Source organism: Mesorhizobium sp. M0106, from assembly GCF_040322715.1.
Classification (GTDB): domain Bacteria; phylum Pseudomonadota; class Alphaproteobacteria; order Rhizobiales; family Rhizobiaceae; genus Mesorhizobium.
Genome location: NZ_JAMYUA010000009.1, coordinates 1 through 23,036, shown reverse-complemented (window position 1 = coordinate 23,036; position 23,036 = coordinate 1). Strand labels below are relative to the sequence as shown.

25 protein-coding genes, 2 pseudogenes and 1 riboswitch are annotated in these 23,036 nt (G+C 61.9%); of the genes and pseudogenes, 18 read left to right on the top strand and 9 right to left on the bottom strand.

The genetic code is table 11. The annotated features are described in order from the left end of the window. Window positions 1-248: 248 nt before the first annotated feature. From NKJ55_RS11380 to NKJ55_RS11360, 5 genes are all read right to left on the bottom strand, one after another. On the bottom strand, window positions 249-1,304 hold the full coding sequence (locus NKJ55_RS11380; RefSeq protein ID WP_352449983.1) for a lipocalin-like domain-containing protein: 1,056 nt from the start codon (window positions 1,302-1,304) through the stop codon (window positions 249-251). Next, window positions 1,294-3,702, bottom strand: a complete 2,409-nt coding sequence (locus NKJ55_RS11375; RefSeq protein ID WP_352450127.1) for an ABC transporter permease — start codon at window positions 3,700-3,702, stop codon at window positions 1,294-1,296. The genes NKJ55_RS11380 and NKJ55_RS11375 overlap by 11 nt, the downstream gene beginning before the upstream one ends. Then, window positions 3,702-4,358 (bottom strand): ABC transporter ATP-binding protein, encoded by a 657-nt coding sequence (locus NKJ55_RS11370; RefSeq protein WP_031211739.1) that lies wholly within the window; start codon window positions 4,356-4,358, stop codon window positions 3,702-3,704. The genes NKJ55_RS11375 and NKJ55_RS11370 overlap by 1 nt, the downstream gene beginning before the upstream one ends. A 371-nt stretch (window positions 4,359-4,729) precedes the next feature. Next, window positions 4,730-4,915 carry a DUF3606 domain-containing protein gene (locus NKJ55_RS11365; RefSeq protein ID WP_023676578.1) on the bottom strand — a complete coding sequence of 62 codons (186 nt, stop codon included), beginning with the start codon at window positions 4,913-4,915 and terminating at the stop codon, window positions 4,730-4,732. Between the two features lie 50 nt (window positions 4,916-4,965). After that, window positions 4,966-5,340 carry a DUF1488 family protein gene (locus NKJ55_RS11360; protein WP_023676577.1) on the bottom strand — a complete coding sequence of 125 codons (375 nt, stop codon included), beginning with the start codon at window positions 5,338-5,340 and terminating at the stop codon, window positions 4,966-4,968. 411 nt (window positions 5,341-5,751) lie between these two features. Here NKJ55_RS11360 and NKJ55_RS11355 point away from each other — a divergent pair, with 411 nt between their 5' ends. The 10 genes and pseudogenes from NKJ55_RS11355 to NKJ55_RS11310 all read left to right on the top strand — a co-directional run bounded on the left by NKJ55_RS11355 (window position 5,752) and on the right by NKJ55_RS11310 (window position 13,602). Beyond that, entirely contained in the window at window positions 5,752-6,189 is a 438-nt protein-coding gene (locus tag NKJ55_RS11355; protein ID WP_352449982.1) for a hypothetical protein, read from the top strand. 629 nt (window positions 6,190-6,818) lie between these two features. After that, a complete protein-coding gene (gene groES, locus NKJ55_RS11350; protein WP_352449981.1) occupies window positions 6,819-7,133 on the top strand; it encodes a co-chaperone GroES in 315 nt (104 codons plus the stop codon). 50 nt (window positions 7,134-7,183) lie between these two features. Continuing rightward, a complete protein-coding gene (gene groL / locus NKJ55_RS11345; RefSeq protein WP_352449980.1) occupies window positions 7,184-8,827 on the top strand; it encodes a chaperonin GroEL in 1,644 nt (547 codons plus the stop codon). A gap of 42 nt (window positions 8,828-8,869) precedes the next feature. After that, window positions 8,870-8,944, top strand: a pseudogene (locus NKJ55_RS11340) (NADH-quinone oxidoreductase subunit D-related protein); the annotation flags it as partial. Between the two features lie 49 nt (window positions 8,945-8,993). Then, entirely contained in the window at window positions 8,994-9,386 is a 393-nt protein-coding gene (locus tag NKJ55_RS11335; RefSeq protein ID WP_352449979.1) for a 4a-hydroxytetrahydrobiopterin dehydratase, read from the top strand. A gap of 8 nt (window positions 9,387-9,394) precedes the next feature. Next, on the top strand, window positions 9,395-9,721 hold the full coding sequence (locus NKJ55_RS11330; protein WP_352449978.1) for an antibiotic biosynthesis monooxygenase family protein: 327 nt from the start codon (window positions 9,395-9,397) through the stop codon (window positions 9,719-9,721). A gap of 358 nt (window positions 9,722-10,079) precedes the next feature. After that, window positions 10,080-10,208: pseudogene (locus NKJ55_RS11325) on the top strand (DUF736 family protein); the annotation flags it as partial. A 338-nt stretch (window positions 10,209-10,546) separates the two neighbouring features. Continuing rightward, window positions 10,547-10,711 carry a DUF736 family protein gene (locus tag NKJ55_RS11320; protein ID WP_352449977.1) on the top strand — a complete coding sequence of 55 codons (165 nt, stop codon included), beginning with the start codon at window positions 10,547-10,549 and terminating at the stop codon, window positions 10,709-10,711. A 1,568-nt stretch (window positions 10,712-12,279) separates the two neighbouring features. Continuing rightward, window positions 12,280-12,423 (top strand): hypothetical protein, encoded by a 144-nt coding sequence (locus NKJ55_RS11315; RefSeq protein ID WP_352449976.1) that lies wholly within the window; start codon window positions 12,280-12,282, stop codon window positions 12,421-12,423. A gap of 111 nt (window positions 12,424-12,534) precedes the next feature. Beyond that, on the top strand, window positions 12,535-13,602 hold the full coding sequence (locus tag NKJ55_RS11310; RefSeq protein ID WP_352449975.1) for a cyclic nucleotide-gated potassium channel: 1,068 nt from the start codon (window positions 12,535-12,537) through the stop codon (window positions 13,600-13,602). 326 nt (window positions 13,603-13,928) lie between these two features. Here NKJ55_RS11310 and NKJ55_RS11305 read toward each other — a convergent pair whose 3' ends face one another. Further along, window positions 13,929-14,840, bottom strand: coding sequence for a phosphatase PAP2 family protein (locus NKJ55_RS11305; protein WP_352450126.1), 912 nt, complete (start codon window positions 14,838-14,840; stop codon window positions 13,929-13,931). Between the two features lie 346 nt (window positions 14,841-15,186). Here NKJ55_RS11305 and NKJ55_RS11300 point away from each other — a divergent pair, with 346 nt between their 5' ends. The 4 genes from NKJ55_RS11300 to NKJ55_RS11285 all read left to right on the top strand — a co-directional run bounded on the left by NKJ55_RS11300 (window position 15,187) and on the right by NKJ55_RS11285 (window position 18,239). Further along, a complete protein-coding gene (locus NKJ55_RS11300; protein ID WP_352449974.1) occupies window positions 15,187-15,504 on the top strand; it encodes an ArsR/SmtB family transcription factor in 318 nt (105 codons plus the stop codon). Continuing rightward, window positions 15,501-15,983, top strand: a complete 483-nt coding sequence (locus tag NKJ55_RS11295; protein WP_352449973.1) for an SRPBCC family protein — start codon at window positions 15,501-15,503, stop codon at window positions 15,981-15,983. Before NKJ55_RS11300 ends, NKJ55_RS11295 begins: the two co-directional genes overlap by 4 nt. A 332-nt stretch (window positions 15,984-16,315) precedes the next feature. Further along, on the top strand, window positions 16,316-17,713 hold the full coding sequence (gene mgtE, locus NKJ55_RS11290) for a magnesium transporter (protein ID WP_352449972.1): 1,398 nt from the start codon (window positions 16,316-16,318) through the stop codon (window positions 17,711-17,713). A gap of 139 nt (window positions 17,714-17,852) precedes the next feature. After that, complete coding sequence (locus NKJ55_RS11285; RefSeq protein ID WP_023676566.1) at window positions 17,853-18,239, top strand: MerR family transcriptional regulator; 387 nt, start codon at window positions 17,853-17,855, stop codon at window positions 18,237-18,239. 18 nt (window positions 18,240-18,257) lie between these two features. On the opposite strand, the gene NKJ55_RS11280 is transcribed toward NKJ55_RS11285, so the two are convergent. From NKJ55_RS11280 to NKJ55_RS11270, 3 genes are all read right to left on the bottom strand, one after another. Then, window positions 18,258-18,764 carry a methyltransferase family protein gene (locus NKJ55_RS11280; protein WP_352449971.1) on the bottom strand — a complete coding sequence of 169 codons (507 nt, stop codon included), beginning with the start codon at window positions 18,762-18,764 and terminating at the stop codon, window positions 18,258-18,260. 16 nt (window positions 18,765-18,780) lie between these two features. Next, the gene (locus NKJ55_RS11275) at window positions 18,781-19,779 is read right to left on the bottom strand and encodes a heparan-alpha-glucosaminide N-acetyltransferase (RefSeq protein WP_352449970.1); all 999 of its coding nucleotides are present in this window, start codon (window positions 19,777-19,779) and stop codon (window positions 18,781-18,783) included. Between the two features lie 218 nt (window positions 19,780-19,997). Then, entirely contained in the window at window positions 19,998-20,165 is a 168-nt protein-coding gene (locus NKJ55_RS11270) for an SRPBCC family protein (protein ID WP_352450124.1), read from the bottom strand. A 347-nt stretch (window positions 20,166-20,512) separates the two neighbouring features. Continuing rightward, window positions 20,513-20,710: riboswitch (cobalamin riboswitch) on the top strand. Window positions 20,711-20,746: 36 nt separating this feature from the next. On the opposite strand from NKJ55_RS11270, the gene NKJ55_RS11265 reads away from it, so the two are divergent. Genes NKJ55_RS11265 through cobO form a run of 4 tightly spaced genes read left to right on the top strand, consistent with a single transcriptional unit; the run spans window position 20,747 to window position 22,857 of the window. Further along, window positions 20,747-20,926: a CbtB domain-containing protein gene (locus tag NKJ55_RS11265; protein WP_023676561.1), complete on the top strand. Its 180-nt coding sequence runs from the start codon at window positions 20,747-20,749 to the stop codon at window positions 20,924-20,926. A gap of 15 nt (window positions 20,927-20,941) precedes the next feature. Beyond that, window positions 20,942-21,724, top strand: a complete 783-nt coding sequence (locus tag NKJ55_RS11260; RefSeq protein ID WP_352449969.1) for a CbtA family protein — start codon at window positions 20,942-20,944, stop codon at window positions 21,722-21,724. After that, entirely contained in the window at window positions 21,717-22,238 is a 522-nt protein-coding gene (cobU, locus tag NKJ55_RS11255; protein ID WP_352449968.1) for a bifunctional adenosylcobinamide kinase/adenosylcobinamide-phosphate guanylyltransferase, read from the top strand. Before NKJ55_RS11260 ends, cobU begins: the two co-directional genes overlap by 8 nt. A 1-nt stretch (window position 22,239) precedes the next feature. Continuing rightward, window positions 22,240-22,857, top strand: coding sequence for a cob(I)yrinic acid a,c-diamide adenosyltransferase (gene cobO / locus NKJ55_RS11250; protein ID WP_352449967.1), 618 nt, complete (start codon window positions 22,240-22,242; stop codon window positions 22,855-22,857). Window positions 22,858-23,036: the final 179 nt, after the last annotated feature.

The following is a 23,036-nucleotide window of genomic DNA, read 5'->3' as shown; positions in this document are numbered from 1 at the left end:
TCGGAAAACACGCTCGCGGCAACTCTGCACTACGCAGATGCGCGCCCATCTCCGGCCACGCAACATCGATCCGCAATTCGGGGCCATGTAGTGGTAGGTGGCGGCGCAGGACCGCTACATCGCCAGAGCCATTACCTGAGATAGTGGGTTTGAGGTGGTGGTAGAGGGAAGGGCGCTGGAAACTAACCTTCTCCATTTTCGGCAATTCGCCAACCGTCGCGATCTCGCGATTGAGCAGTGTCCTCCAGTCACTCATAGCCTGTCATCTCGAGATAGCCGCGCCCGGCATGGGTGCCCTCAAATCGGATCGGGCCTTCCCAATAGGGAGAGCGTGTGTCCATCCAGGCTTCTGGGTTTAGCGTCCGGATGGTCACATCCACTCCGTTTTCCGGCAATTGCACCCTCCAGCGGATCGGCACGCTACGTCCCGCGACTGCCGCCGTTTCGAGCGGCGTCACCCTTAGCGCGCCGGGGGCCTGCGGCTGCGGCCTGCCGTCGGCCTTGATCCATGTGGCCGATGTAAAGCCCGCGCCTCCGTCGCGCAGGCGAAAGCCCATCATCTTTTCGCCGCCGTCGAAATGCAAGGAGAACCAGTCCCACCCGGTCTGATCCTCAGCCAGCGGCTGCGAGGACCATTCGTGGTCCAACCACGCCTGACCGGACACCGCGATCACGCCCGCCGGAAGGGTCAGTGTACCGGTCACGTGGTAGAATGGTTGCGAGTAGTAATAGCTCGCCTGCCCCTTCTCGGATTTCACCGAGTAGCCCTGCACTCCCTGCGGCACCAGAGGGCCTTTGGCGTCCAGTGCCAGTTCGTAGGAAAACGCCTGTCCCGCCGCGTGCAGATCGAGCGCCGACAGCGCATCCGCCTCTGGCAGGGCCCGACCTGCCATCTGCCAGTTGTCAATCCAGGCCGCAAAGGGTGCAGCCGAAACCCCCGCCTGGCCGATGCCGCCCCGTGCCAGCCGTTCGGCCACGAATTGGTGCGTTCGCGTCGTCAGCCCGGCATGGCCCATCCAAAGCTGCGGACTGGACCAGCCGGACCGCTCCACCGGGGCCAGGGCGGATCGGAAAAGAGTCCATTGCACGCCATAGTCCGCTCCATCCGCAGCTTGCAGGTTGGCCGTCAAATACCACCATTCGATCCGGTAACCGGGGTGCGGGCCGTGGTCTGCCGGAAAGTTGAATGCAGTCCCCGGCTGCGGCACTGAAAACCCGTCAGCCTCTGTGCCAAGCCCAGCAAAACCCTGGCCAAAGGCAGGTGCGGCCAAGCTCATGTAGATCAGCAATGCTCTAACGCTCATGTGCAAATACCTTCAGCAAATCCGATGGCGAAAGACGCGCCAGCCGCCAGGCAGGCACGGCGGCTGCAAGTCCGGCCGCCAGCAACGCGAGCGCCGCCAGCCGCGCCCAGTCACCGGGAAAAAGGTGCATCGGCAGACGCCAGCCAAAAGCCTCCACATTCACCACCGCCATTAGAACAAAGGCGAGCCCGATACCTACAGGCAGAGCGGCCAGCATGGTCAAGGCTGCCAACAACAAGCCGCGCCAAAGCTCCAGCCATACGAGGTGGCGGCGGGGCAGACCCATGGCCCAGACCGGCGCCAGTTGCGGTAGGCGCATCCCCGACAGGGTCATGAGGCTCGCAAACATCGCCAGCCCCGCGACTCCCAGCGTCAGCACATTCAGCGCGGCTGTCACTCTGAATGTGCGCTCAAACACTTTGAGCGAAAAGACCTTGATCCCGGCCTGGTCAATCACGTTCTGCGCGGGCAGCCCGAATTCCGCCCGCAAACCCGCAGCCAGTGCTTCGGCCTTGCCGGGGGCAATCCGAATGGCATAGCGCAGGCGGGAGACGTCAGGATAGTGCTGGAGCAGTGTGTCGATCCCGATGATCACTTGGCCGATCGGGTTGCCATAGTCGGCATAGACGCCGACGATGCTGGCCCGCCAGCCACCGGGCAGCGTGATCTGGTCCCCTAAGCCCAACTCCTGGCGCCGCGCCAGTTGTTCGTTGATCAGGGCGCCGTCGCCTGTGGCGATCCGGTCCCACACCCCCGGCACTGCAGAGAGGATCGGCCAGTTGTCGCGATAGGTGCCATGATCGGCCACGCCGTATATTGCCGCGGGCTGGCCTGCGACCCGGCCCTCAATGCTCCAGATCGGCAGGACCGCGTCGCTGCGCTGGGCCAGCCAGTCGCGTATCGCCGTGGCCTCTGCTTCGGTGCGGGCGGTCACGTAAAGCTCTGAGGCGAGACGCTGATCGAGCCAGCCGGTGAAGGTCAGCCGAAAGCTCGACACCATCGTGCTGACGCCCACATTGACGGCCAGCGCAAGCAGCAGTGCCATTAGCGCCAATGACAGGCCGGGAAGCTGTTGACGCGTGTCGGCCCAAAACCATTCAGCCAATGGTCCACGCGCCAAGCGGCCGCCAAGGTGCAATATCCCCGTCAGCACGAGCGGCAGCGCCAGTGCCGCCCCCATCAGCAGTGCCGCCAGAAGCGCAAAGCCCGCCTCGAGGCCGGATCCGAAGTGTGCAATTCCCGCCGCCGTCAACAGGAGCACCATCGCAGCCACGCCTTGCGCGCGCAGGGCCCGCTCTGAAGCCCGCGCCCAGGCCCGAGGCTGGGCCGGCGCAAGCAGCGGCAGGTGCCATAGCCGCCAGAGGCTTTGTGCGGCCGCTACCAGCGTGCCGATTACCGCGATCGCCAGCCCCGCTGCCCACACTGCGGGGCGGATCGACAGCGTTCCCGGCACATCGACCCCGTAAAGTCCGCGCAGGGTGGCGGCGACGTCGGGCAAAAGGGCCGAGGCGACTACATAGCCAAGTGCCACGCCCACCAATCCCGCGAGGAGGGCGAAGATCAGCAGCTCGGCGATCAGCAAAAGGACCAGCACGCGGGCCGGCAAGCCCAGTGCGCGCAGCGTGCGAAACACCGGGCGGCGCTGTTCAAAAGCCAGACCGATGGCGGAATGCACGATGAAGAGCCCCACCGCAAAGGCAAGAAAACCGAAAGCCGTCAGGTTCAGGTGAAAACTGTCGGTCAGCCTGGCAAGATCCCCCGTTTCACTCGGCTCGCGCAGGGTCAGGCCGGGGGCTGTCACCTCTAGAGGGGCACGGCCAATCGGTTGGTCCGGCCAGAGCAAAAGACGAGAGATCTTGTCCTTTGCCCCAAGCAAGACCTGCGCCTGCCCGATGTCGGTGAGGACTGTGCCAGGCGGCAAACCCTCGGCCACGCGCACGGGAGGTGTTGCTTGCTCGGTTAGTCGTGCCGCGGTTTCCGGAGTTGCATAGAGCACCCCGGGCGCCGTGATGAACGGCAATAGCTCATCACCCACTGCAACATCCACCTGCTGCGCCTGCGGCGGCAAAGTCAGTGGGTCAATGCCGAGGACGCGCAACCGCACATCCCCAAACCGCATTTCACCTTCAATCACCGGCGAAGCCAGCCAGCCTGCTCGCCGCAGTCTCACAAACACCTGTTGATCCATCCGGGTCCCGTCCTCACGCACCAGTTGCGCGAGCCGGTCCTGCCCAAGGATCGCCGCTGCACGGTCATAGCTCGCCCGCGCCTCACCGTTGATCGCCTGAATCGCTGACCACAACGCCGTTGCCAGCGATAGCCCCAAAAGCAGCATCGCCAGTTGGACAGGCCGCCTGCGCCAATGCGACAAGAGCGCTGACAACCCGGTCCACACCATCAAGCCAGCCGTCCCGCGTGCAGGTGAACGTGGGCGTTCAGCCGGTTTGCCAGACGGTTGGAATGGGTAACCATTAACAGGGCGGCACCCGTTTCAGCCACCAGCGACAGCATAAGATCGAGTACAGCGTCCCCTGTTGCCTCATCGAGATTGCCCGTGGGCTCATCGGCCAAAACCAGCCGGGGCCGAACGGCTAGGGTCCGCCCAATCGCCACCCGCTGTTGTTGCCCACTCGACAGCTGTTCAGGGTAGCGCGTTAGGACCTTGGCCAGGCCCAGCCGTTCAGCAAGGACCTTCAGCCACGCCGGATCAGGACGGCCGGCAAGTCGAGCCTGAAAGGCAAGGTTGGCTGCCACATCAAGCGAAGGGATCAGGTTGAACTGCTGGAACACAAGTCCGACTGTTCCCCGCCGCAGGGCGGCAAGGGCCGTATCGTTCAGCCCCACAATATTGGTACCGCCAAGGTGGATTTCTCCCGCATCAGGGCTGTCGAGCCCTGCAACGAGGTGCAAAAGCGTGCTCTTGCCGCTGCCAGACTCGCCGGTCAGCGCAAGGCTCTTGCCCGCCTCCAGCGAAAGATCGATCCCGTGCAGAACATGCAACGGCCCTTCGCCAGTGGGGTAGAATTTGTCGATCTGGTCCAGCCTCAGCAGCATGTTACTCCCCGGAGGCCCGCGTGCTTCTGACACGGCATGCCAGTGAAATAGCGCCAAACAACGACCCCTTTCATACAGCCTCCAAACCCACTGCCTTAATTGGACAATGGTTTTCTTCAGAGGCTCGCGTTTTGCATCTAACGCGACCTCCACTTGGAATTCGATGTACAATTACGATCTAGAGCGGTTCTCAGCTAGGCGGGATAGGCGTTGACCGTGCCGTCGCAACTCACTCTCCAAACGGAACTGGAGCGCTGCCTTCAATTCCTCAGCAGTGCCGATGCCGTTGCCGAAAAGCGCCATGATTATGCCTGCAGCCTGGTCACACTCAGGCGTGCTCGGCTCTATGCCAGCCTCACGGGAATACGCGATCAAACCTTTCGGGCAAAGAGTTCCTCTTCGATCTTTGCGCGGTTGTTTCCATACTTTTTTACCAGCCTGAGGGCATCAGCCCGTTCGAGATGGTGCTTCTTCATGAGGTACCCGACTTCATAGTCTTCGCCACCGTCGACCCGTGCTCTGTCTTGCGGACCACGCTTTGACTTGTCGTCTGCCATGACAACCTCCATGGGCGATCGCCTCGCCCAAACATGTCAAGGATAATCCTCTAATCGACGGGGACAAGGACGTAGTCGCCAACCATGTCGAAACCGCACAACTCCGCGGTCGCAGGGATAAGCCGATCCCTTACGGGGAACGCTTTGCTCGTCCGCCGTTCGAAGCGTCGAGGTCTTCTGGGCTGGTACACGTTCTTGCGGCCGTGGGAGGAAGCTTTCCGCGCGACATCACGAATGGAGTCCCTTGATGCATCGAAGGTCGCCAAATAACCCGCTTCGGCTGTGGCTGCTTCCGGTTTTGCGTTCGCGAGCGCTTCAATCTCAATCAAGAACGGCATTTCAAACATGCCATCGTAGCCGAGAAAATGGAGGTATTGTCCGGCCTCGTCGTAGCTGCGGCTTCGGTTCGGAAAAGTCAGCGCCAAGGTTGAACATACCTCAAGCCGTCAAGAACCGCGTAGCGAACGTCTGTTGCAGGCTCGCGGCCTTGCGTCTCTTCGCATTGTGCGCGTTCAGAATTACGGCGGTTTCGAAGCTAAACTGCCACTCGCTTGATCCCGCTGCCCGGCCAGCGATGGAGCCGGGCTACTCCAGCACAGACTCTGCCCGTCGATCACCTCGATCGGCACGGACTCCAGACCGACATCGTCGAACAGCCGCGCATTTGACCGCGTTCGCCAAATTAATGGCCGGATCTTTGCGAAGCCTCCGCATTTTCGTGGGGGAAGCCCTCCCAGCATCATCGTGATTGGACTTCACGATCGGTTGGAGTCACGCTGGCCGCAGGCATAAGAAGGATATGGGTGGACCAACTATCGTCCGAATAGGAGGCCAAAATGAAACACCAGACGATCGAGCAACTGCAGATCGTCGCCGAGATCGATCAGGCCTACCCGCGCCAGGCCATGTCGCGCAGCGAGCGTCTTGAACACTGGGCGGAGCTCCTTGAACGGAACCCTGACCGGCGCCTCTCGACGCTGCACCAGACCGAGTATCAGCCGGTTAGAGCACGCGGGGCCATGCGCGGCGACGGCTCGCCGATCTCAGTCGCTTTCGAGGATCCTGTCCTCCGCGCCGCCGGGTTGGAAAACGACAACTACGGCGAAGCGAAGCGGTTCTTCGAACTGACCGACAGGCAATTGCATGAGATCATCTGCTATTGCCATTTCGGCGCGACGGTGACCGCCGCAACGGCCGCCCGTCACATCCGTGCGGCGATTGCCGGGAGACAGCCCGGCATGTTCGCTCGGATGCGTGAGGCGTTCGTCGGATAAAGCCAGCGCCGTTTCGCAGCATCATTTTTGAAGCGGCTCGCATGGAAAGCCGCCGCCGTAGCGCAGGCAACCGCTCCCCACGCGGGGAGGCTGCGTTGCATGAGGGGGTGCGGCTTTCCGCAGGAGCACGCCGACGCCCCTCCTGCATCTTTTCCATCCGAACCGGAAAGATCCCAATGCTGCCAGTACATCCGTGGTCAGCGCCGTGGTTCAAAGGCTCGAACAGAGCGACATGCGCGCCGGATAAGCGCTATACATTCGCCGTCGAAAATTCGGTGCTTCATGGTTGGTCGAAGGTCGCGGACCTATGTCGATCGGGACCGGGAAAGCCAAATCGTGCCAAATTTTCGCGAACTGTATATAAACATTCAATCAAGGCTCAATAGGTTTGGTGCGTAATTGCGGGTTAATATAGTCTGTTGTCGGCAAAAGTAAGAGGGATGAATTACAATAAAATTGCTTATGGCTCCGCCTTTCGGACGGCCAAAAGCGCCGGTAACAACGACTGATTTACATTTCAAATATTTTCGGTTGAGGAATTAAAAATTTGGCACTCCTATCATTCGAGTGCCAAAGGGGCTATGTTAAGTGTTGCAGTCGCTCTATGTGCGGCGGCAGAAAGAACCCCAATGAAATTCCGACCACTCCACGACCGCGTCGTCATTCGGCGCGCGGAAGGCGATACCAAATCCAAGGGCGGGATCATTATTCCCGACACCGCCAAGGAAAAGCCTCAGGAAGGCGAAGTGATCGCCGTCGGCCCGGGCTCGCGTAACGAGAGCGGCAAGCTGATCCCGCTCGACGTCAAGGCCGGCGATCTCATCCTGTTCGGCAAATGGTCCGGCACCGAGGTCAAGATCGATGGCGAGGACCTCCTGATCATGAAGGAGAGCGACATTTTGGGCATCGTCGAGAAGACCAAAGCGGCCAAGAAAGCCGCCTGACCGGGCGATTTCCGATCCCGCAATTTCAAGACTGAACTGGACGTAAAATCATGTCTGCCAAGGAAATCAAATTCGCTACCGATGCCCGCAACCGGATGCTTCGCGGCGTCGAAATTCTGAACAACGCCGTCAAGGTGACGCTCGGCCCCAAAGGCCGCAATGTCGTCATCGACAAGGCCTATGGCGCGCCGCGCATCACCAAGGATGGTGTCGCCGTCGCCAAGGAAATCGAGCTTGCCGACAAGTTCGAGAACATGGGCGCCCAGATGGTGCGCGAAGTGGCCTCGAAGACCAACGACCTTGCCGGCGACGGCACGACGACAGCCACGGTGCTGGCCGCTTCCATCCTGCGCGAAGGTGCCAAATTCGTTGCCGCGGGCATGAACCCGATGGATCTCAAGCGCGGCATCGACCTTGCTGTGGCTGCTGTGGTGAAGGACATTCAAACCAGGGCCAGGAAAGTCAAATCTTCGGACGAGATCGCCCAGGTTGGTACGATCGCCGCCAATGGCGACGCGTCGGTCGGCGCCATGATCGCCAAGGCGATGAACAAGGTCGGCAATGAGGGCGTGATCACCGTCGAAGAAGCCAAGACAGCCGAAACCGAACTCGATGTCGTCGAAGGCATGCAGTTCGACCGCGGCTATCTCTCGCCCTATTTCGTCACCAATGCCGAGAAGATGCGCGCGGAGCTGGAGGACCCTTACGTTCTCATCCATGAGAAGAAGCTCGGCAACTTGCAGGCGTTGCTGCCGATCCTCGAAGCTGTGGTTCAAAGCGGTAAGCCGCTGCTGATCATCTCGGAAGACGTCGAAGGCGAGGCGCTGGCGACGCTGGTCGTCAACAAGCTGCGCGGCGGCCTCAAGGTCGCGGCCGTCAAGGCGCCAGGCTTCGGTGACCGGCGCAAGGCGATGCTGGAAGACATTGCCGTGCTCACCGCCGGCCAGATGATTTCCGAGGATCTCGGCATCAAACTCGAGAACGTCACCATCGACATGCTCGGGCGGGCTAAGCGCGTGCTCATAGAGAAGGATACGACGACGATCATCGACGGCGCCGGCGAGAAAGCCACCATCCAGGCGCGCGTCCAGCAGATCAAGTTGCAGATCGAGGAAACGACCTCGGATTACGACAAGGAGAAACTCCAGGAGCGGCTGGCGAAGCTGGCTGGCGGCGTTGCTGTCATTCGCGTCGGCGGCGCGACCGAGACGGAAGTCAAGGAAAAGAAGGACCGCATCGATGATGCGCTGAACGCCACTCGTGCAGCCGTGGAAGAAGGCATCGTTGCCGGCGGCGGTGTTGCGCTTTTGCGCGCCAAGGCAGCTTTGACTGAGCTTACTGGCGCGAATGCTGACATGACGGCAGGTATTTCGATTGTGCTGAGAGCACTTGAAGCGCCGATCCGCCAGATTGCCGAGAATTCCGGCGTCGAGGGCTCGATCGTCGTCGGCAAGCTCGCCGACAGCAAGGATCACAATCAGGGTTTTGATGCCCAGAACGAGATCTACGTCGACATGATCAAGGCCGGTATCGTCGACCCCGCCAAGGTCGTTCGGACGGCCCTGCAGGATGCCGGCTCGATTGCCGCGCTCCTGATCACCGCTGAAGCAATGATCGCGGACATTCCGCAGAAGGATGCGTCCGCTATGGGTGGCGCAGGAGGTATGGGCGGAATGGGCGGAATGGACTACTGAGCGGCGCCTGAAACTATAGCCAGGACGACGGAAGGCCCAGCACGCGGGCACATGCGAGCCGATATCTTGGCGATCATCGGCTCGCTCGACATCGTGTTCGGGGAGATCGATCGATAGGCGCTCGTCGCTGTCGTTTTTGCTGCTAAAAATGGTCTTGGAGAAGAACATGACCGACACTCTTGCCGAGAAAACATGTACGCCTTGTCGCGGCGGCGTCCCGCCGCTCACGCGTGATGAAGCCCAACGCTTCCAGGCACAGGCTCCTGATTGGGAGCTGGGTGACGATGCCCACCGCATCCAGCGGAGCGTTCGATGCCGCAATTTCCGGGACGCGCTCACCCTTGTTCAGGAGATCGGTGAGCTCGCCGAAAGCGAGGGCCATCACCCCGACATCAGCTTCGGCTGGGGTTATGTGACGGTGTCCCTGAGCACCAAGAAGATCAAAGGACTGCACGAGAACGATTTCATCATGGCGAGCAAGATCGATCGGATGCTCGATCGCTCGGGGGGCCCCTCGACCGCCAACGGTGACACGGCAAATCCATTGCCAATCAAGTGAGGTCGTTTATGCCACACATCCGAACCGACGATCAGCCCGTCACCCAAATCACCATCGTCGATTCTGAACCGGACAAGCAGGCCGAGGCATTGTCCGTCGTGACCGAGCGAGCGCGCTTTATGGCGCGCCAGCCTGGCTTCATCTCAATCAGCCTGCATCGCAGCCTCGACGGGCGGCGCATCGTCAACGACGTCCAATGGCAGAATCGCGATCTCTTGCGATCGGCTCATCAATCGCCGGAATTCCGCAAGGAGTGGGGTCACTTCGATCAGTTGACGGACGAGATCGATCCCAATCTGTACGAGGTAGCCCAGGTGATAGATAGTGGTCAGTAGGCGTGCTGTTCAGGTGACCTGAACCGCCGGGTCGAGACAGCCGACATGAGCTGGTGAATTTACATGCACCAACGGCCCCTCCATGCACCAGTGCTCTCCGGCGGGCCTGGGGGGCCGATCCGCAATGCACTACGTCGATGTTCCACATTTGACGGCAATCAAGAAAGACAGCGCCATTCGGGTCCACGGTTCCATTGTCCCGGACAAATTTCGATTTCACCGGGCGAGGAGAAGCAAGTGCCAGACAAGGATCGAGTTATTGGATCGGCCAAAAGGGCCAAAGGCACCTCACTCCGCATCGAACTTACGTGGCGCACTGCATAACACCGAGTTCGGGGCAGCATAGAAGAAGACCTCGAGCGAGGGACGCGACTACCCCGTCAAGCTCGACGATCCAAGCTTCTCCGCTCCGATATCTGCGAGCCCGGTCGAGACCGACACCGAGGGCGCGTTCTCGCTCATCGGGTCTCGCCGCGCCGCAGAGTGATCCGACCTAACACGAAGCCCAGCCGCAAGGCGGAGCTTCGCCATATTCAGGTTCGCCACTGCTTGGCACCTCTGTCAGATGCGGCACGTTACACTTTGGCAGGTGCCTTGCGCGCCTTCCTCACCGGCGACTTAACTGCCATTGGGGTTGTTCACAACGCTCTCCGGCGAGCCGTGACGGCCCGCAGTAAACTTCGTCAACGCTTATGAAAGGTGCAACGGAATGGCCCAGATCGGAACCTTCACCTGCAACGACGACGGCTTCTTCGGCAACATCTCAACCCTGGCGCTCGACGGGAAGCTTGCCATCCTGCCCGCCGAGAAATCGAATGCCAAAATATGCCAGACCACCGCGTTCTCTACAAAGACATGGAGATCGGTGCGGCGTGGGATCGCACCGGCGAGAAGGCTGTCGCCCTCTCTCCGTATGCATCGACGATTCATCCTTCGTGCAACCCGATCCGCGCAACTCTGTTCCAATCGGATGCCGAGAAAAGTGCTTAGGGCCTGCACTGGAGCCGGCTCTCGGAGCGCGACGAGCGAGGCTGATCGGATGCTCCTATTGCGCCTCAGCGAGCCTTTCGCGTCAACTCGGGCGCTGGTTAAACACTCCGACCCGATCTCCCGTCAGGCGGCTGGCGTGCGTAGCGAAGGTCAAGGGCGGCGGGACGCTTGCCAATGGCTGCGGACGCTCATCGCGACGCAATTTGCGGCAAGCAGGTCGGCCGACGAAGCCTTGCCCTTGAAGCGAGCACGGCGGCAGACTGCCTGTGCGTCAGGATAGGGGTGCATGCACTGTCGTCCGCAGCACCATGACAATGATGTCTGCATGCTTGGCTCACCCATTCGGCGTCGGCTATTTGCGCGGAACCTCCCACGCATGGTGAATGGCGGGCGCGCTCCAGCAGCACGATCTTATCCGCTGATCCATGGTTTCCGGGAAGCTGCGCGCATCGCTGATCAATGGTGCGGTTTCCATTCCGACGCGCTCTCGGCAGGGAGCGGGCGAGGCGAGCGCCCTCCATTCGCCGGTTTTCGCGCACGGGCGATATCCGGAATGACGTTGCAATGCGTAGCGACCGTTGACGCGAATGTTGCGGCAGAGGCAGTGTTCGCGGCGATTCATTCGCCCAACAGTCGGTCGCCGACGAACGTTGCCGTAGTTGACTTAACTGCGGTCGAGCCTCGGCCGGATAGCTTGTGTGTCCGGCTGCGAGACCCGCCGCAGATAGCCTGTTTGTCCAGCGCCCTTCTACAGCGTCACGTTGACAGTGGCATTCCTGGTCGAATGCATTTCGGCTTGTTGCGTTGCGGGAATTGCGGTGGGAGGGTTGTTTCAGGAGGGGGCGGGACGGGAGGGACGGCAAGATAAAGCGAGCTGGCGCTCGCCCTCGCTTCGCTCGTAAGCGTCTGTCTGCACATTGTTTTTTCCGGCGCGTGCGGACACCGAGCGGCACGGCGCGAGGTGCGAAGGGTGCTGGTTGGTCCGTTATCCCACTGATCTGAACAGGAAAGTTTAGGTGCCGCAGCGATGTGCGATCCGCCATCCTACGCCACAGCAAGTCATTGCAGTCCATAGCATGCTCAGCGCTCCGGCCGTCTTGAAGCGCGAAATCCGACTCCCGATGCTGTCGTCATGGCAGATGGTGACAGCCACAGATTCCAAGTTCGCATCGGCCGGACGCGGAATGGGCGCGCGCCGGTCAATCTGCGGACGCTGCCTTTCGTGCGCCAGGTCGAGATCGCCGTCCGCAAGCAGGGCGGTAATCCCTATCGCATCGGCGCAAGCAGCGGAGCCGGGAATGGGAATGGCCGCTTCAATGCCCGCGGCCGCGGAGGCAAGGTGGTCTCAGCGTTGCCAAAGGACGGCGGCGGGTGGCGCCAGGATCCCAATGGCGTCCGGTTTCGCTCCCGCCGCGTCGTGGTGAAGGCGCGCGTCGTCAAGCTGCCGGGACGAGGGAAGGGGACCACCGGGCGCGGCCAAAAGTTTGTGACGACCAGCAAGGCTGTCGATGCGCATCTGCGCTATCTCCAGCGCGACGGCGTGACCAGGGGACGGCGAAAAGGGCAGGGTGTACTCGGCCTTCGACGACGAGGCCGACGGCAAGGCCTTCGTCGAGCGCGGCCGCGGCGACCGGCATCAGTTCCGCTTCATCGTCGCGCCGGAGGAGCCGGCGCTGGGTGTGGTTCGAGGGGCAGCTCGATCTCGACCCTGATTGGATGGCTCATGGCCTATGGTCCAGCGACGATCGCAGCGAAAATAAGCACCTTTGCGCTTGCCTTGAAGGCTCCTATTCTGGAGGGTAGTATCCGCTCGTGGGCATAGAATGTCGGTACTGCCTTTCTTAAGAATTTACGCGCTGCTCAACGCGGTGCTGGCTGCGACTGGGCTTGTGGCGGTGGCTACGCTCACGATACCGGACCTGTCCGGACGAAGCAGACTGGCTTTGGCTGCCGTGCTCGCGGTCATTTGGGGCGTCTATCTCCTGGAATTGGCCGAGAAACTGCTCAAGCGCCGGGCGGGAGACGTTCGGGACAGGACGCCGGCAATCGCCATTGATGTGCTCGCGGTTTTGGTTCCACTAGCCGCATTTCTGCTCGTCGGCACGCCCGACCGGAGCCTCTACTGTGCTGTCTGGCTGCTGAAACCGCTGCGCGATTCAACTTTCTTCCCGCTGCTGGGCAGAATCCTGACCAACGAAGCGCGCAACCTGATCGGCGTCGCCACCGTCTTCGGCATCGTTCTTTTCGGTTTTGCGCTCGCAGCCTATGTCATCGAGCGCGACGTCCAACCGCAACAGTTCGGCAGCATCCCCCAGGCAATGTGGTGGGCGGTGGTCACGCTGTCCACCACCGGCTATGGCGACGCTATTCCGGAAAGCTTCGCCGGCCGCGTCCTTGCCGGGGCGGTCATGATGAGTGGCATCGGCATCTTCGCGCTCTGGGCTGGCATTCTTGCCACCGGCTTTTATCAAGAAGTCCGTCGCGAGGATTTCGTCCGCAATTGGCAATTGGTCGCCGCCGTGCCGTTGTTTCAGAAGCTCGGCCCGGCCACACTAGTCGAGATCGTGCGCGCATTACGACCTCGCATCGTGCCGGCGGGCGCTGTGATCTGCCGCAATGGCGAGACCGGTGACCAGATGTTCTTCGTCGTGGAGGGGCGCGTCAGCGTCGCGACGCCGAACCCGGTGGATCTGGGCCCTGGCGCCTTCTTCGGCGAGATGGCGCTGATCACCGGCGAACCGCGCTCGGCGACCGTCAGCGCCACAACGGTGGTCTCACTCCTGTCGCTACACTCGGCGGATTTCCAGATGCTGTGCAGCAGCAGCCCGGAGATCGCAGAAACCATCCGCAAGACCGCGCTCGAGCGGCGCGGCGCGGCAGCTAAGGGTTGACCGTACTAGGTGTTCGTCAGAGGAGGATGTGATGGCAAGGCTGCCAGCTGCCTGCCGATGGTGGCTGGCTGGAACTACATGCTTTGCCGCTGCCGACCCATCCTCAATACAAATCGCCACGGAATCGTAGAAAAATGCTTTAAAATCAACGCGGCATCTCGACCGCACCATTAAATTCGAAAGCGGAATCTCTTGCCCGTTGAATTCGAGCACGGCAGGGAGCGTCCTTGTCGGGGCACGTGCTTTTTGCCTGATTGCGGTCGCGAGTTTGGCTTATGCGAAGTGGCCATCGGCGGGCATGGCCATCTATCGACAAGCGCACATAACTATTCGCGCACCAGGCGTCCGGTCGCCCACCAGATCACCGACACAACAACGATCGATGCGTAGCCGTCCACGGCATAGTGCCAGCCAGTGAACACCGATCCGTACAGGATCAGGGCTGCAAAGGTCCAACCCAGAACGCCAAGCCAGCGATTGATCGATGACAGCAAATAGGCGTTCAATGCGGCAAAGGCGACATGCATGCTTGGCATGGCCGAGATGCCGCCGCCAAGACTTGGCCGGCCGCTTTGGTAAGCCATCAGGAGATATGCCGCGGGTTCCCGCACCATGTAACTGTGGTCCAGCCTGTCCAGGGCCGCATTCAATCCGTGGAAGCGATCCACGCCGACAAAGTGGTGGTAGTAAACCGGTCCGACCGATGCCAGCGCCAGGGCCAAGACCGTTCCGAGGACGGACAACGTCAGCGCTGCTGCGCAGAGATAGCGGATGCGGGCAATCTCGTCCGACCAGAGCGACACGAAAAGGATGGTGCCGAACCACTGGTAAAACCAAATGACTTCGTAGCTGTTGAAGACGACGAACGACCAATTGTTGCCGTCGAGCTTATGGACGATCTCCCATGGCGGCATCCCGTGCAGCCATTCATCAGCGTCGGCCAACCAGTTGTCGGCATAGTATGGGACGACGGACGGGATGGCGATCTTGTAGGTAGAGAACGCGGTCAAGCTGGCAAAGAAGAACAGCAGCACCAGCAGGCAACCGCGCCAGCGCCCTTGAACCAAATCCAGTGCGTAGCGAACCGGTTGCCGCCGGCCATGGATTAGCGCGGTACAGCAGACGCCACCGATAAACAACACCGGAATGCCAACAAGAAATTTGTGAGAATAGATTAAGGCTGACGTATAGAATACTTCTGGATATAGTGCAGATGCGCCTAAAACGTATGTCGCCATGAACAAGGAGAGGCGCGATTGCCATAGGGCGGAGGGCCTGTAGCGAGAGGCTTCCGTGGTTAGGGCCAAACCAATTTACCCGTTCTTAACGTTTCGCCGGAGAGACACATACACCGATAAGGTAAAAACCTTGCCGCCAGGTTTACTTTTCCCCGGTGGTCGACATTTGCCGGCCGGCCCGCATGCGGTGGATCGATTCCCTGAGCAGTCTTGCATCCGCATCGCTGTCCATGCCCCCGCGTGAAGGAATTGCCCCGGAGCCTCGGGGCCGAGCCGGCCGGTTGCTTGAACACGGGCCCGCCACGCCCTCGGTTGACTTATCATAAGTTTTAGCTTATCATAAGTCATGATTTATGATTATGCAGGAATGGTGGCCTTGGCCGATCCGACGCGCCGCAAGGTGTTCGAGCTCATCGCCGATCGGCCACGCTCGGTCATAGATCTGACGCGAGTGCTTCCGGTCTCGCAGCCGGCGGTATCGCAGCACCTCAAGGTCTTGAAGGAAGCCCGGCTGGTCCGCGCAGAGCCGAAAGGTGCCAGCAACATCTATCATCTCGACCCGCATGGGCTCGGCGAGATGCGCGCCTGGCTCGACCGCATGTGGGGCGATGCGCTCGACGCCTTCAAACGGGAAGTCGACAACAGCAAGGAGAACAGGAAATGACGACCATGATCAAGCCCGCGCCGGTCAGGAAGTCGGTGACGGTGGAGGTGCCGCTCGACAAGGCATTCGATATGTTCACCACAGGATTCGGGCGCTGGTGGCCGGCTTCGCACTCGATCGGCAAATCCGCCCTGACGACCGCGGTGATCGAACCGAAAGCCGGCGGCCGCTGGTACGAGATCGGCGAGGATGGGTCACAATGCGATTGGGGCGAGGTTCTCGCCTGGGATCCGCCGTCAAGGCTGACGCTCGCCTGGCGCATTGGAGCCGGCTGGCGCTACGATCCGGCATTGCTGACCGAAGTCGAGATCCGCTTTGTCGCGCTTGGCGAGAACGCGACGCGTGTGGAACTCGAGCACAGGCTTCTGGAGAACATGGGCGAAACCGCAGAGGCGATGCGCGAGGCCTTCGAATCCGAGGGTGGCTGGAGCGGTCTCCTGGACCGCTATGCGGCTGAGGCCAAGCGCCACGCCGCCTGATCGGGAAGCCTTCCAGTCCAATACCAGCGAGGCCCTCGCACTGTCGGCCTCGCCGTTTTGAATCAGTGTCGATCTGCCCATCTGGTTGACCGGGTCGGGGAGATACGCTGCCCTTTACCTGCCGCCGCGAAGGTTTGCAGCGCCGCAGGTTTGTAGAACGTCCTCTCCTCCTACCATCCGGTATGCGCCGCGTCGTTTGGACGCGCGAACGGCGCTGTAGCAATTTGTCGTTGTGCATGGTCCTTTCGCAAAATCGATTCCGATTGTCAGGGTCATGCGTTAGACCTGACAGGCACCTTATCCGGAAATCCGATGGCGGGAGGGACGAACAGATGACCGGCGCCAGGGCGGCCGAGGAGCGCCGCGCCGACATCTATGACGAGGACGGCGTCATCCTGTCGTCGTTCCTCGCCCAGATCGGTGCCGCGATCGCCGATCGCGATACACTGACGCTGAAGCGCGAAGTCGACGATCTGCACCAGTCGGAACTCGGCCACCTGCTCGAGGCCCTGCACCCGGAACAGCGACGCGCGCTGGTCGAATTGCTGGGCAAGGATTTCGATTTTTCCGCGCTGACCGAGGTTGACGAGGCGATCCGCCGCGACATCGTCGACAGTCTGCCCAATGCGCAGATCGCCCAGGCGGTGCAGGAGCTCGATTCCGACGACGCCGTTTACATTCTCGAGGACCTCGACCAGGAGGACCAGGACGAGATCCTGTCGCAGCTGCCGTTCACCGAGCGGATCAGGCTGCGGCGTTCGCTCGACTATCCCGAAGAGACCGCCGGCCGCCGCATGCAGACCGAGTTCGTCGCGGTGCCGCCGTTCTGGACGATCGGCCAGACCATCGACTACATGCGCGAGGACAACAATCTTCCCGACCGTTTCAGCCAGATCTTCGTCATCGATCCGAGCTTCAAGCTGCTCGGCGCCATCGACCTCGACCAGATCCTGCGTACCAAGCGCTCGGTCAAAGTCGAAGAGGTCATGCATGAGACCAGGCATGCCATCCCGGCCACCATGGACCAGGAGGAGGCGGCACGCGAATTCGAACAATACGATCTTCTGTCCGCCGCCGTCGTCGACGAGAACGAGCGGCTGGTCGGCGTGCTGACCATCGACGACGTCGTCGACGTCATCCAGCAGGAGGCCGAGGAAGATCTGCTGCGCATGGGCGGCGTCGGCGACGAAGAACTCTCGGACAGCATCTTTTCGACCTCGCGCTCGCGCGTGCCGTGGCTGCTGGTCAATCTTTTGACGGCTTTCCTGGCGGCCTCGGTGATCGGCCTGTTCGACCGCACCATCGAGCATATCGTGGCGCTGGCGGTGCTGATGCCGATCGTCGCCGGCATGGGCGGCAATGCCGGCTCGCAGACCATGACGGTCACGGTGCGGGCGCTGGCGACCAGGGACCTCGACATCTACAATGCCGGCCGCATCATCCGCCGCGAAATCGGGGTGGGCTTCATCAACGGCATCATTTTTGCCATCCTGATCGGCCTCGTCGCTGCTGCCTGGTTCCACGATCGCAATCTCGGCGGCATCATTGCGGCTGCGATGATCATCAATATGTTCGTGGCGGCTCTGGCGGGCATCCTTATCCCGCTGCTGCTCGACCGCTTCAAGATCGATCCGGCTGTGGCTTCGGCGGTTTTCGTCACCACGGTCACCGATGTCGTCGGTTTCTTTGCCTTTCTCGGGCTCGCCACATGGTGGTTCGGCGTGCGCTGAACGTCACCTCAATTGACTTTTACGTAAATGCCATGCGAGGCTTTGAAAGGTGCCTTGTCCGCCGATTCTGGTACGCGCCTGGGCGCTGGCGGCGCCGGCCAGTTGGAACTCGCGGCGTGGCCGGGGCATTGGAGTGACGATGCGGGAATATTATTCGATCACGGAGCTGACCCGCGAATTCGACGTGTCGACGCGGACGTTGCGCTTCTACGAGGACGAAGGGCTGGTGCAGCCGGTAAGACGCGGCCGCACGCGGCTGTTCCGTCCGTCGGACCGGCATCTCATCCGCCAGATCATGCGGGGAAAAAGGCTCGGCTTCTCGATCAACGAGATCCGCGAGATCATCCAGATGTACAGGGAGCCGCCCGGCGAGGTAGGCCAGCTCAAGCTGATGATCAAACGCATCGAGGAAAAGCGCGAGGATCTTCGCCAGAAACGCCGCGACCTCGAAGAGACCCTGGCAGAGCTCGACCAGGCCGAGGAATCCTGTGTCGAGCGGCTGGTGGAGCTCGGCGTCACCACCTAAGCCGGTGTCAGCCTCGGCTCAAATCCAGCGCCGCACCCTTTTGGCGTAGTCCCGGTATTTCTTGCCGAATTTGGCCGTCAGCACCTTCTCCTCGCTCTCGATCGTCAGCTTCTGCGTCAGGAACGCCGCGATGACTGCCAGCGGCAGGAACCAGGCGATCCCAGTGACAAAGGCGAGGCTGACCAGCAGCAGCGTGTTGGCGAGGTAGATCGGGTTGCGGCTGACGGCGAAGGGTCCGGTGGTCACCAGATGGTCAGGCACGCCGTTCGGGTTGAGCGTCGTCTTGGCGCGGATCATGGTGCGGATTGCCGTGAACCAGAGCGCGGCAACCGCCACCAACCCCACAAGGCCGGCGGCGAACAGGATGTCGCCGAGAAGATCGCCGATCCACGGCAGCGGATAGAACAGCCCTAGCGCGACGCTGACGATGATGGCGGCGACATAGATCAGCGGCGGCCATGGGATGTGCCCCAGCTTCGGCTGCCCAGGATTTTGCTGCACGGGTTTCGGGTGACTGTCGCTCATTATTGTCCTCCCTCGATTAGCGCGTTCCCGGTTCCGCCGCCTCGGTTTGGGCGGTGCAGGTGCCGGCGAGCTCGCCAATATGCGCCTTCCACTCCGGGGACTGGTCGTTGCTGTAGAGCCGGTCAAGCGAGGCTTCGCCCTGGAGAGTGTCCAGCATGCAGGCACAATAGCTGGAGCAGAACTCGGTGTCGCGTGCCTGCTCGCAGGATATCTGGCAGGATTTCAGAAAACGCACCTCCCTGGTTTCGGCCTGCGCCGGCATGAATTGCGAAAACAGCCAGACCGAGCCGATCAGCACCGGCTGATGGATCAAATAGAAGGCAAGGCTGTGCCGGCCGATGAAGACCAGCGGATTTGCCCAGCGGCCAGGCGCCAAGGCCGACAGCCGCGTCAGCGCGCCGGAGGTGGTGGCGAGCTTGGTAACCGCGATGCCGGCAAGTACGGCGCCGAACCAGGGCAGCAGTGGAACGTAGTCGTTGGAGCGCGGGTTGGTCGCCGACAGGCCGACCCACCACAAAGCCGGATGATCGAAAAGCTCAGATCGCAGGTAGAAAGGCGCGGCAATAGCGAGGGCCGCCACGGCAAGCGTCAGTAGCGCCGGGAGGCGCAGGAACGCCAGGCCGAGCAGGCTGGCGAGCGCGATCTCGTGCAATATGCCGAAGAAGATGAAGCCGTCGGGCGTGGCGATGCGGGTGACCAGCGATATTGTGAGCGCTGCCCCGGCAACCATGGCGAAGCGCTTCCAGAAGCCGGTCCAGCGGATTTTCTTGCCATGGGCGAGATAGAGGCTGATGCCGACCAGGAACAGGAAGCTCGAGGCGATGCAGCGCGCGTAGATTTTCCACCAGCCGAAGGCGGTGAGGCCGGGATCGGTGTAGCCGAAGAATTCGAGGTCCCAGGTGAAATGATAGCTCGCCATGGCAAGCAAAGCGATGCCGCGTGCAATGTCGATAGCGGCGATGCGCTTCGACTTCGGTTGATCCTGAACGGCTGCGCTCGGCGTGTCGATGCTCATGGTCTCGCTGTCTTGGTTCAGCCCCGGCAAGACGACTATCACGGTTGCCACCGTCAAAAGAAGCAGGGCCTTGCGTCGTGTTGGCGCCGGTCGGCATCAGAGCTGCTTTAGGCCAGAGCCGGAAAGCCTTTGGCCGGCGTGCTGGCGTTTTTCGGACTGGGCGCTGTTTTCGCGACGCTCGGCCTGCTGGCGGTGGCCTGCGGCTTCGTCACCTGGCGCTATCTGCCCAAATCGCTTTGATGTGTGAGCGCCGCATGGCGCTCGCGCACCCAGTTGTGGAAGCGGTGCAAGTCGTATTCCTCGGGCATCAGTACGCCGGCCTTGTGGCGCATCGAGCGCAGGCCCATCTGGTTGACCTCGCAGATATCAGCATCCTCCTCCAGCACCTGGGTACCGAACGCGACGATGTTGTCGATATCGGCGGCCGGATCGGCGAGCGCTTCGCGTCGCGGCAGACGAGCAGCCAGTTGCGATACCAGATGGCCTCGAGATCGCGCTGATAGGCTGCGATGTCCCAATAGGCTGTTTGACGGCAGCGTCGGCTCGGGCCGCGTCAGGCCGTTGTAGGGATCGCTTGTTCGGGCTGGGTTGCATGCCGGCTTCCTCCCCACCGCCAGCCGACACCCGGCTGCGAAAATTGTCAATCGCGGCGCCGGTCTGCGAACTTGGCGAGGCGGCGCATTCGCCACACGATCCGGCGGAATTTGGTTTGCCGGGCGCGGCGATTCTGCCTATAGTCGCTGATGTCGTCGGTTCCGTTTGGAACCAAGAGGGAATGCGGTGCGGGCGAAATTGTTTGCCCAATGCCGCGGCTGCCCCCGCAACTGTGTGCGGTAGTCCTCTCCATATGCCACTGAAGGTTCGCCTTCGGGAAGGTGGGGAAGGGCGCTGATCCGCGAGCCAGGAGACCTGCCGGCGACAGGAAACTGACTTCTATGCCCTCGGGTGGAGGGCGAAAGGACAAGACATGAATACCGCTTCCGTTTCGCTCGGCGCTTCCGCCTCCTCGCAGTCGCGTCTCATGCAACTGGCGCTTGCTGCATTCCTCGGCATTTTCGTCATGGGCTTTGTCGGCTTCTCGCATATCGATGCGGTCCACAATGCCGCGCACGACTATCGCCATTCGATGGGCTTTCCCTGCCACTAACAAGGGGCTGACATCATGACACTGTTTCGCAACGTCGTGTTCATCGCGGCGATCGCAGGGCTTGTGGCCGGCGTGGCTCTCGCCTGCATGCAAGCCTATGCCACGGTGCCGCTCATCCTGAAGGCGGAAGTCTACGAACAGGCCGGCGGCGGCCATGACCATGCCGCGGCACCTGCGACACCGGCTGAAAACGCTGCGGGCACGACGGCTATGAGCAGCGCCGCGCCGGCACCGGCTGAAGCAATGGCTCCGGCGGAAGACGAAGGCTGGGCGCCGGCGGACGTTTTCGAACGCTTCGGCTTCAGCGTCGTTGCCAATATCGTCACCGGCATCGGCTTTGCGCTGGTCCTGGTTGCGGTTTCGGAATTCGCCGGCGGCATCGGCAATTGGCGCCAGGGCCTGTTCTGGGGGCTGGCCGGCTTTGCCGCGTTCACGCTGGCGCCGGGCCTCGGCCTGCCGCCGGAACTGCCGGCGATGCCGGCGGCCGACCTTGTCCAACGCCAGATCTGGTGGTGGGCAACAGTGCTGGCGACAGCGGCCGGTCTCGGCCTTATCGTCTTCCGCAGATCGCTGCCGCTGGTGGCTCTTGCCGTGGCGTTGATCGTTGCGCCGCATATCGTCGGCGCGCCGCAGCCCGATAGCTTCGAAACGGCGATCCCGGAAGGCCTGCACCACCAGTTCGTGGTGGCGGTGACGCTGACCAATCTGGTGTTCTGGCTGGTGCTCGGCGCGGTCGTCGGCGTGGTGCGCGGACGCTTCACGGGCACGGCGACCAGCCTGCGCGACAGCTTTGCCTGACCGCGCTGCCGGGGCACTCCCCGGGGCCATCGGGGGGGCGCGCTCCGGAATGCGCGCGCATGCCGAGAGGCTGGTAACGGCCTGTCCGGCGCCGTGGAGCTATATTGCCACCGCGCAGGCCTATGACGAGGAGATGCGCCAGCGCATCGCGCTGCACCGCTCGCGGCGCGGCGCCGGCTGGACGACCATCGATGCGCCGCTCGACCTTGCCGGCGCGATCGGAGCGCTGCCTGACAGCCAGCCGGTGCTGATCGACTGCCTGACGCTGTGGCTGACCAACCATATGCTGGCCGACCATGATGTCGAGGCCGAATGCCGGAGGCTGGCCGATGTGTTGTCGCGGCCGCGTGGGCCGTGGTTCGTGGTGTCCAACGAGGTCGGCCAGGGCATCGTGCCGGACAATGCGCTGGCAAGACGGTTTCGCGACGCCGCCGGTCGGTTGAATCAGGATGTCGCGGCTGTTGCCAGCACCGTGCTTTTGATGGTGGCGGGGCTGCCGCTCAAGGTGAAATGACATGGCTGATACTGTCGATCCCAAGGACGAAGAACGCCACCGCGCCAAGATGGCCAAGCGCAAGGCGGTGCAGGACGCCGAGGTCGCGGCCAAGACGGTCGAGAAGGGGCTGCTGATCGTCAACACCGGACCGGGCAAGGGCAAGACCACGGCCGCCTTTGGGCTGGCGCTCAGGATGCTCGGCTATGGCAAGCGCGTCGGCGTCGTTCAGTTCATCAAGGGCAAGTGGCATACCGGCGAGAAAGACGCCTTTGCCGCCTTCGGCGACCGTGTCGTCTGGCACGCCATGGGCGAGGGCTTTACCTGGGAGACACAGGACCTGAAGCGCGACATCGCGGCGGCCGAGGCTGCCTGGGCGAAAGCGCTGGAGCTGATGGCCAAGCCGTCGATCAGCCTCGTGGTGCTCGACGAGCTGAACATCGCGCTGCGTTACGACTATCTCGACGTCGAAAAGGTGGTAGCGGCGCTGAAGGCGCGTCGCGAAGGCCTGCATGTCGTCGTCACCGGCCGCAACGCCAAACCGGTATTGGTCGAGGCGGCCGATCTGGTCACCGAGATGGGCGTGACCAAGCACCACTTCTCCGCCGGCGTGAAGGCGCAGCAGGGCATCGAGTTCTGAGAGGGTTGCTGGGGAGGCAGAGGCGCGGTGTCTCGACCTCTCAAGATTTGGGTTCCTCGCCCGCCGCGAAGCGGGGGAGAGGTGGCCGCGCACCGGCCCGCAACGGGGGGTTATTAAAGCCCGGGGTACCACAACCAGGGGGGCGGCGGCGCACCACCCAACCCCCCCAAAATATGAGG

Coding starts and splice junctions, on each gene's coding strand:
- NKJ55_RS11380 (WP_352449983.1), bottom strand. CDS start 1,304: ATGAGCGTTAGAGCATTGCTGATCTACATGAGCTTGGCCGCACCTGCC.
- NKJ55_RS11375 (WP_352450127.1), bottom strand. CDS start 3,702: ATGGTGTGGACCGGGTTGTCAGCGCTCTTGTCGCATTGGCGCAGGCGG.
- NKJ55_RS11370 (WP_031211739.1), bottom strand. CDS start 4,358: ATGCTGCTGAGGCTGGACCAGATCGACAAATTCTACCCCACTGGCGAA.
- NKJ55_RS11365 (WP_023676578.1), bottom strand. CDS start 4,915: ATGGCAGACGACAAGTCAAAGCGTGGTCCGCAAGACAGAGCACGGGTC.
- NKJ55_RS11355 (WP_352449982.1), top strand. CDS start 5,752: ATGAAACACCAGACGATCGAGCAACTGCAGATCGTCGCCGAGATCGAT.
- groES (WP_352449981.1), top strand. CDS start 6,819: ATGAAATTCCGACCACTCCACGACCGCGTCGTCATTCGGCGCGCGGAA.
- groL (WP_352449980.1), top strand. CDS start 7,184: ATGTCTGCCAAGGAAATCAAATTCGCTACCGATGCCCGCAACCGGATG.
- NKJ55_RS11335 (WP_352449979.1), top strand. CDS start 8,994: ATGACCGACACTCTTGCCGAGAAAACATGTACGCCTTGTCGCGGCGGC.
- NKJ55_RS11330 (WP_352449978.1), top strand. CDS start 9,395: ATGCCACACATCCGAACCGACGATCAGCCCGTCACCCAAATCACCATC.
- NKJ55_RS11320 (WP_352449977.1), top strand. CDS start 10,547: ATGCCAGACCACCGCGTTCTCTACAAAGACATGGAGATCGGTGCGGCG.
- NKJ55_RS11310 (WP_352449975.1), top strand. CDS start 12,535: ATGTCGGTACTGCCTTTCTTAAGAATTTACGCGCTGCTCAACGCGGTG.
- NKJ55_RS11305 (WP_352450126.1), bottom strand. CDS start 14,840: ATGGCGACATACGTTTTAGGCGCATCTGCACTATATCCAGAAGTATTC.
- NKJ55_RS11300 (WP_352449974.1), top strand. CDS start 15,187: ATGATTTATGATTATGCAGGAATGGTGGCCTTGGCCGATCCGACGCGC.
- NKJ55_RS11295 (WP_352449973.1), top strand. CDS start 15,501: ATGACGACCATGATCAAGCCCGCGCCGGTCAGGAAGTCGGTGACGGTG.
- mgtE (WP_352449972.1), top strand. CDS start 16,316: ATGACCGGCGCCAGGGCGGCCGAGGAGCGCCGCGCCGACATCTATGAC.
- NKJ55_RS11285 (WP_023676566.1), top strand. CDS start 17,853: ATGCGGGAATATTATTCGATCACGGAGCTGACCCGCGAATTCGACGTG.
- NKJ55_RS11280 (WP_352449971.1), bottom strand. CDS start 18,764: ATGAGCGACAGTCACCCGAAACCCGTGCAGCAAAATCCTGGGCAGCCG.
- NKJ55_RS11275 (WP_352449970.1), bottom strand. CDS start 19,779: ATGAGCATCGACACGCCGAGCGCAGCCGTTCAGGATCAACCGAAGTCG.
- NKJ55_RS11265 (WP_023676561.1), top strand. CDS start 20,747: ATGAATACCGCTTCCGTTTCGCTCGGCGCTTCCGCCTCCTCGCAGTCG.
- NKJ55_RS11260 (WP_352449969.1), top strand. CDS start 20,942: ATGACACTGTTTCGCAACGTCGTGTTCATCGCGGCGATCGCAGGGCTT.
- cobO (WP_352449967.1), top strand. CDS start 22,240: ATGGCTGATACTGTCGATCCCAAGGACGAAGAACGCCACCGCGCCAAG.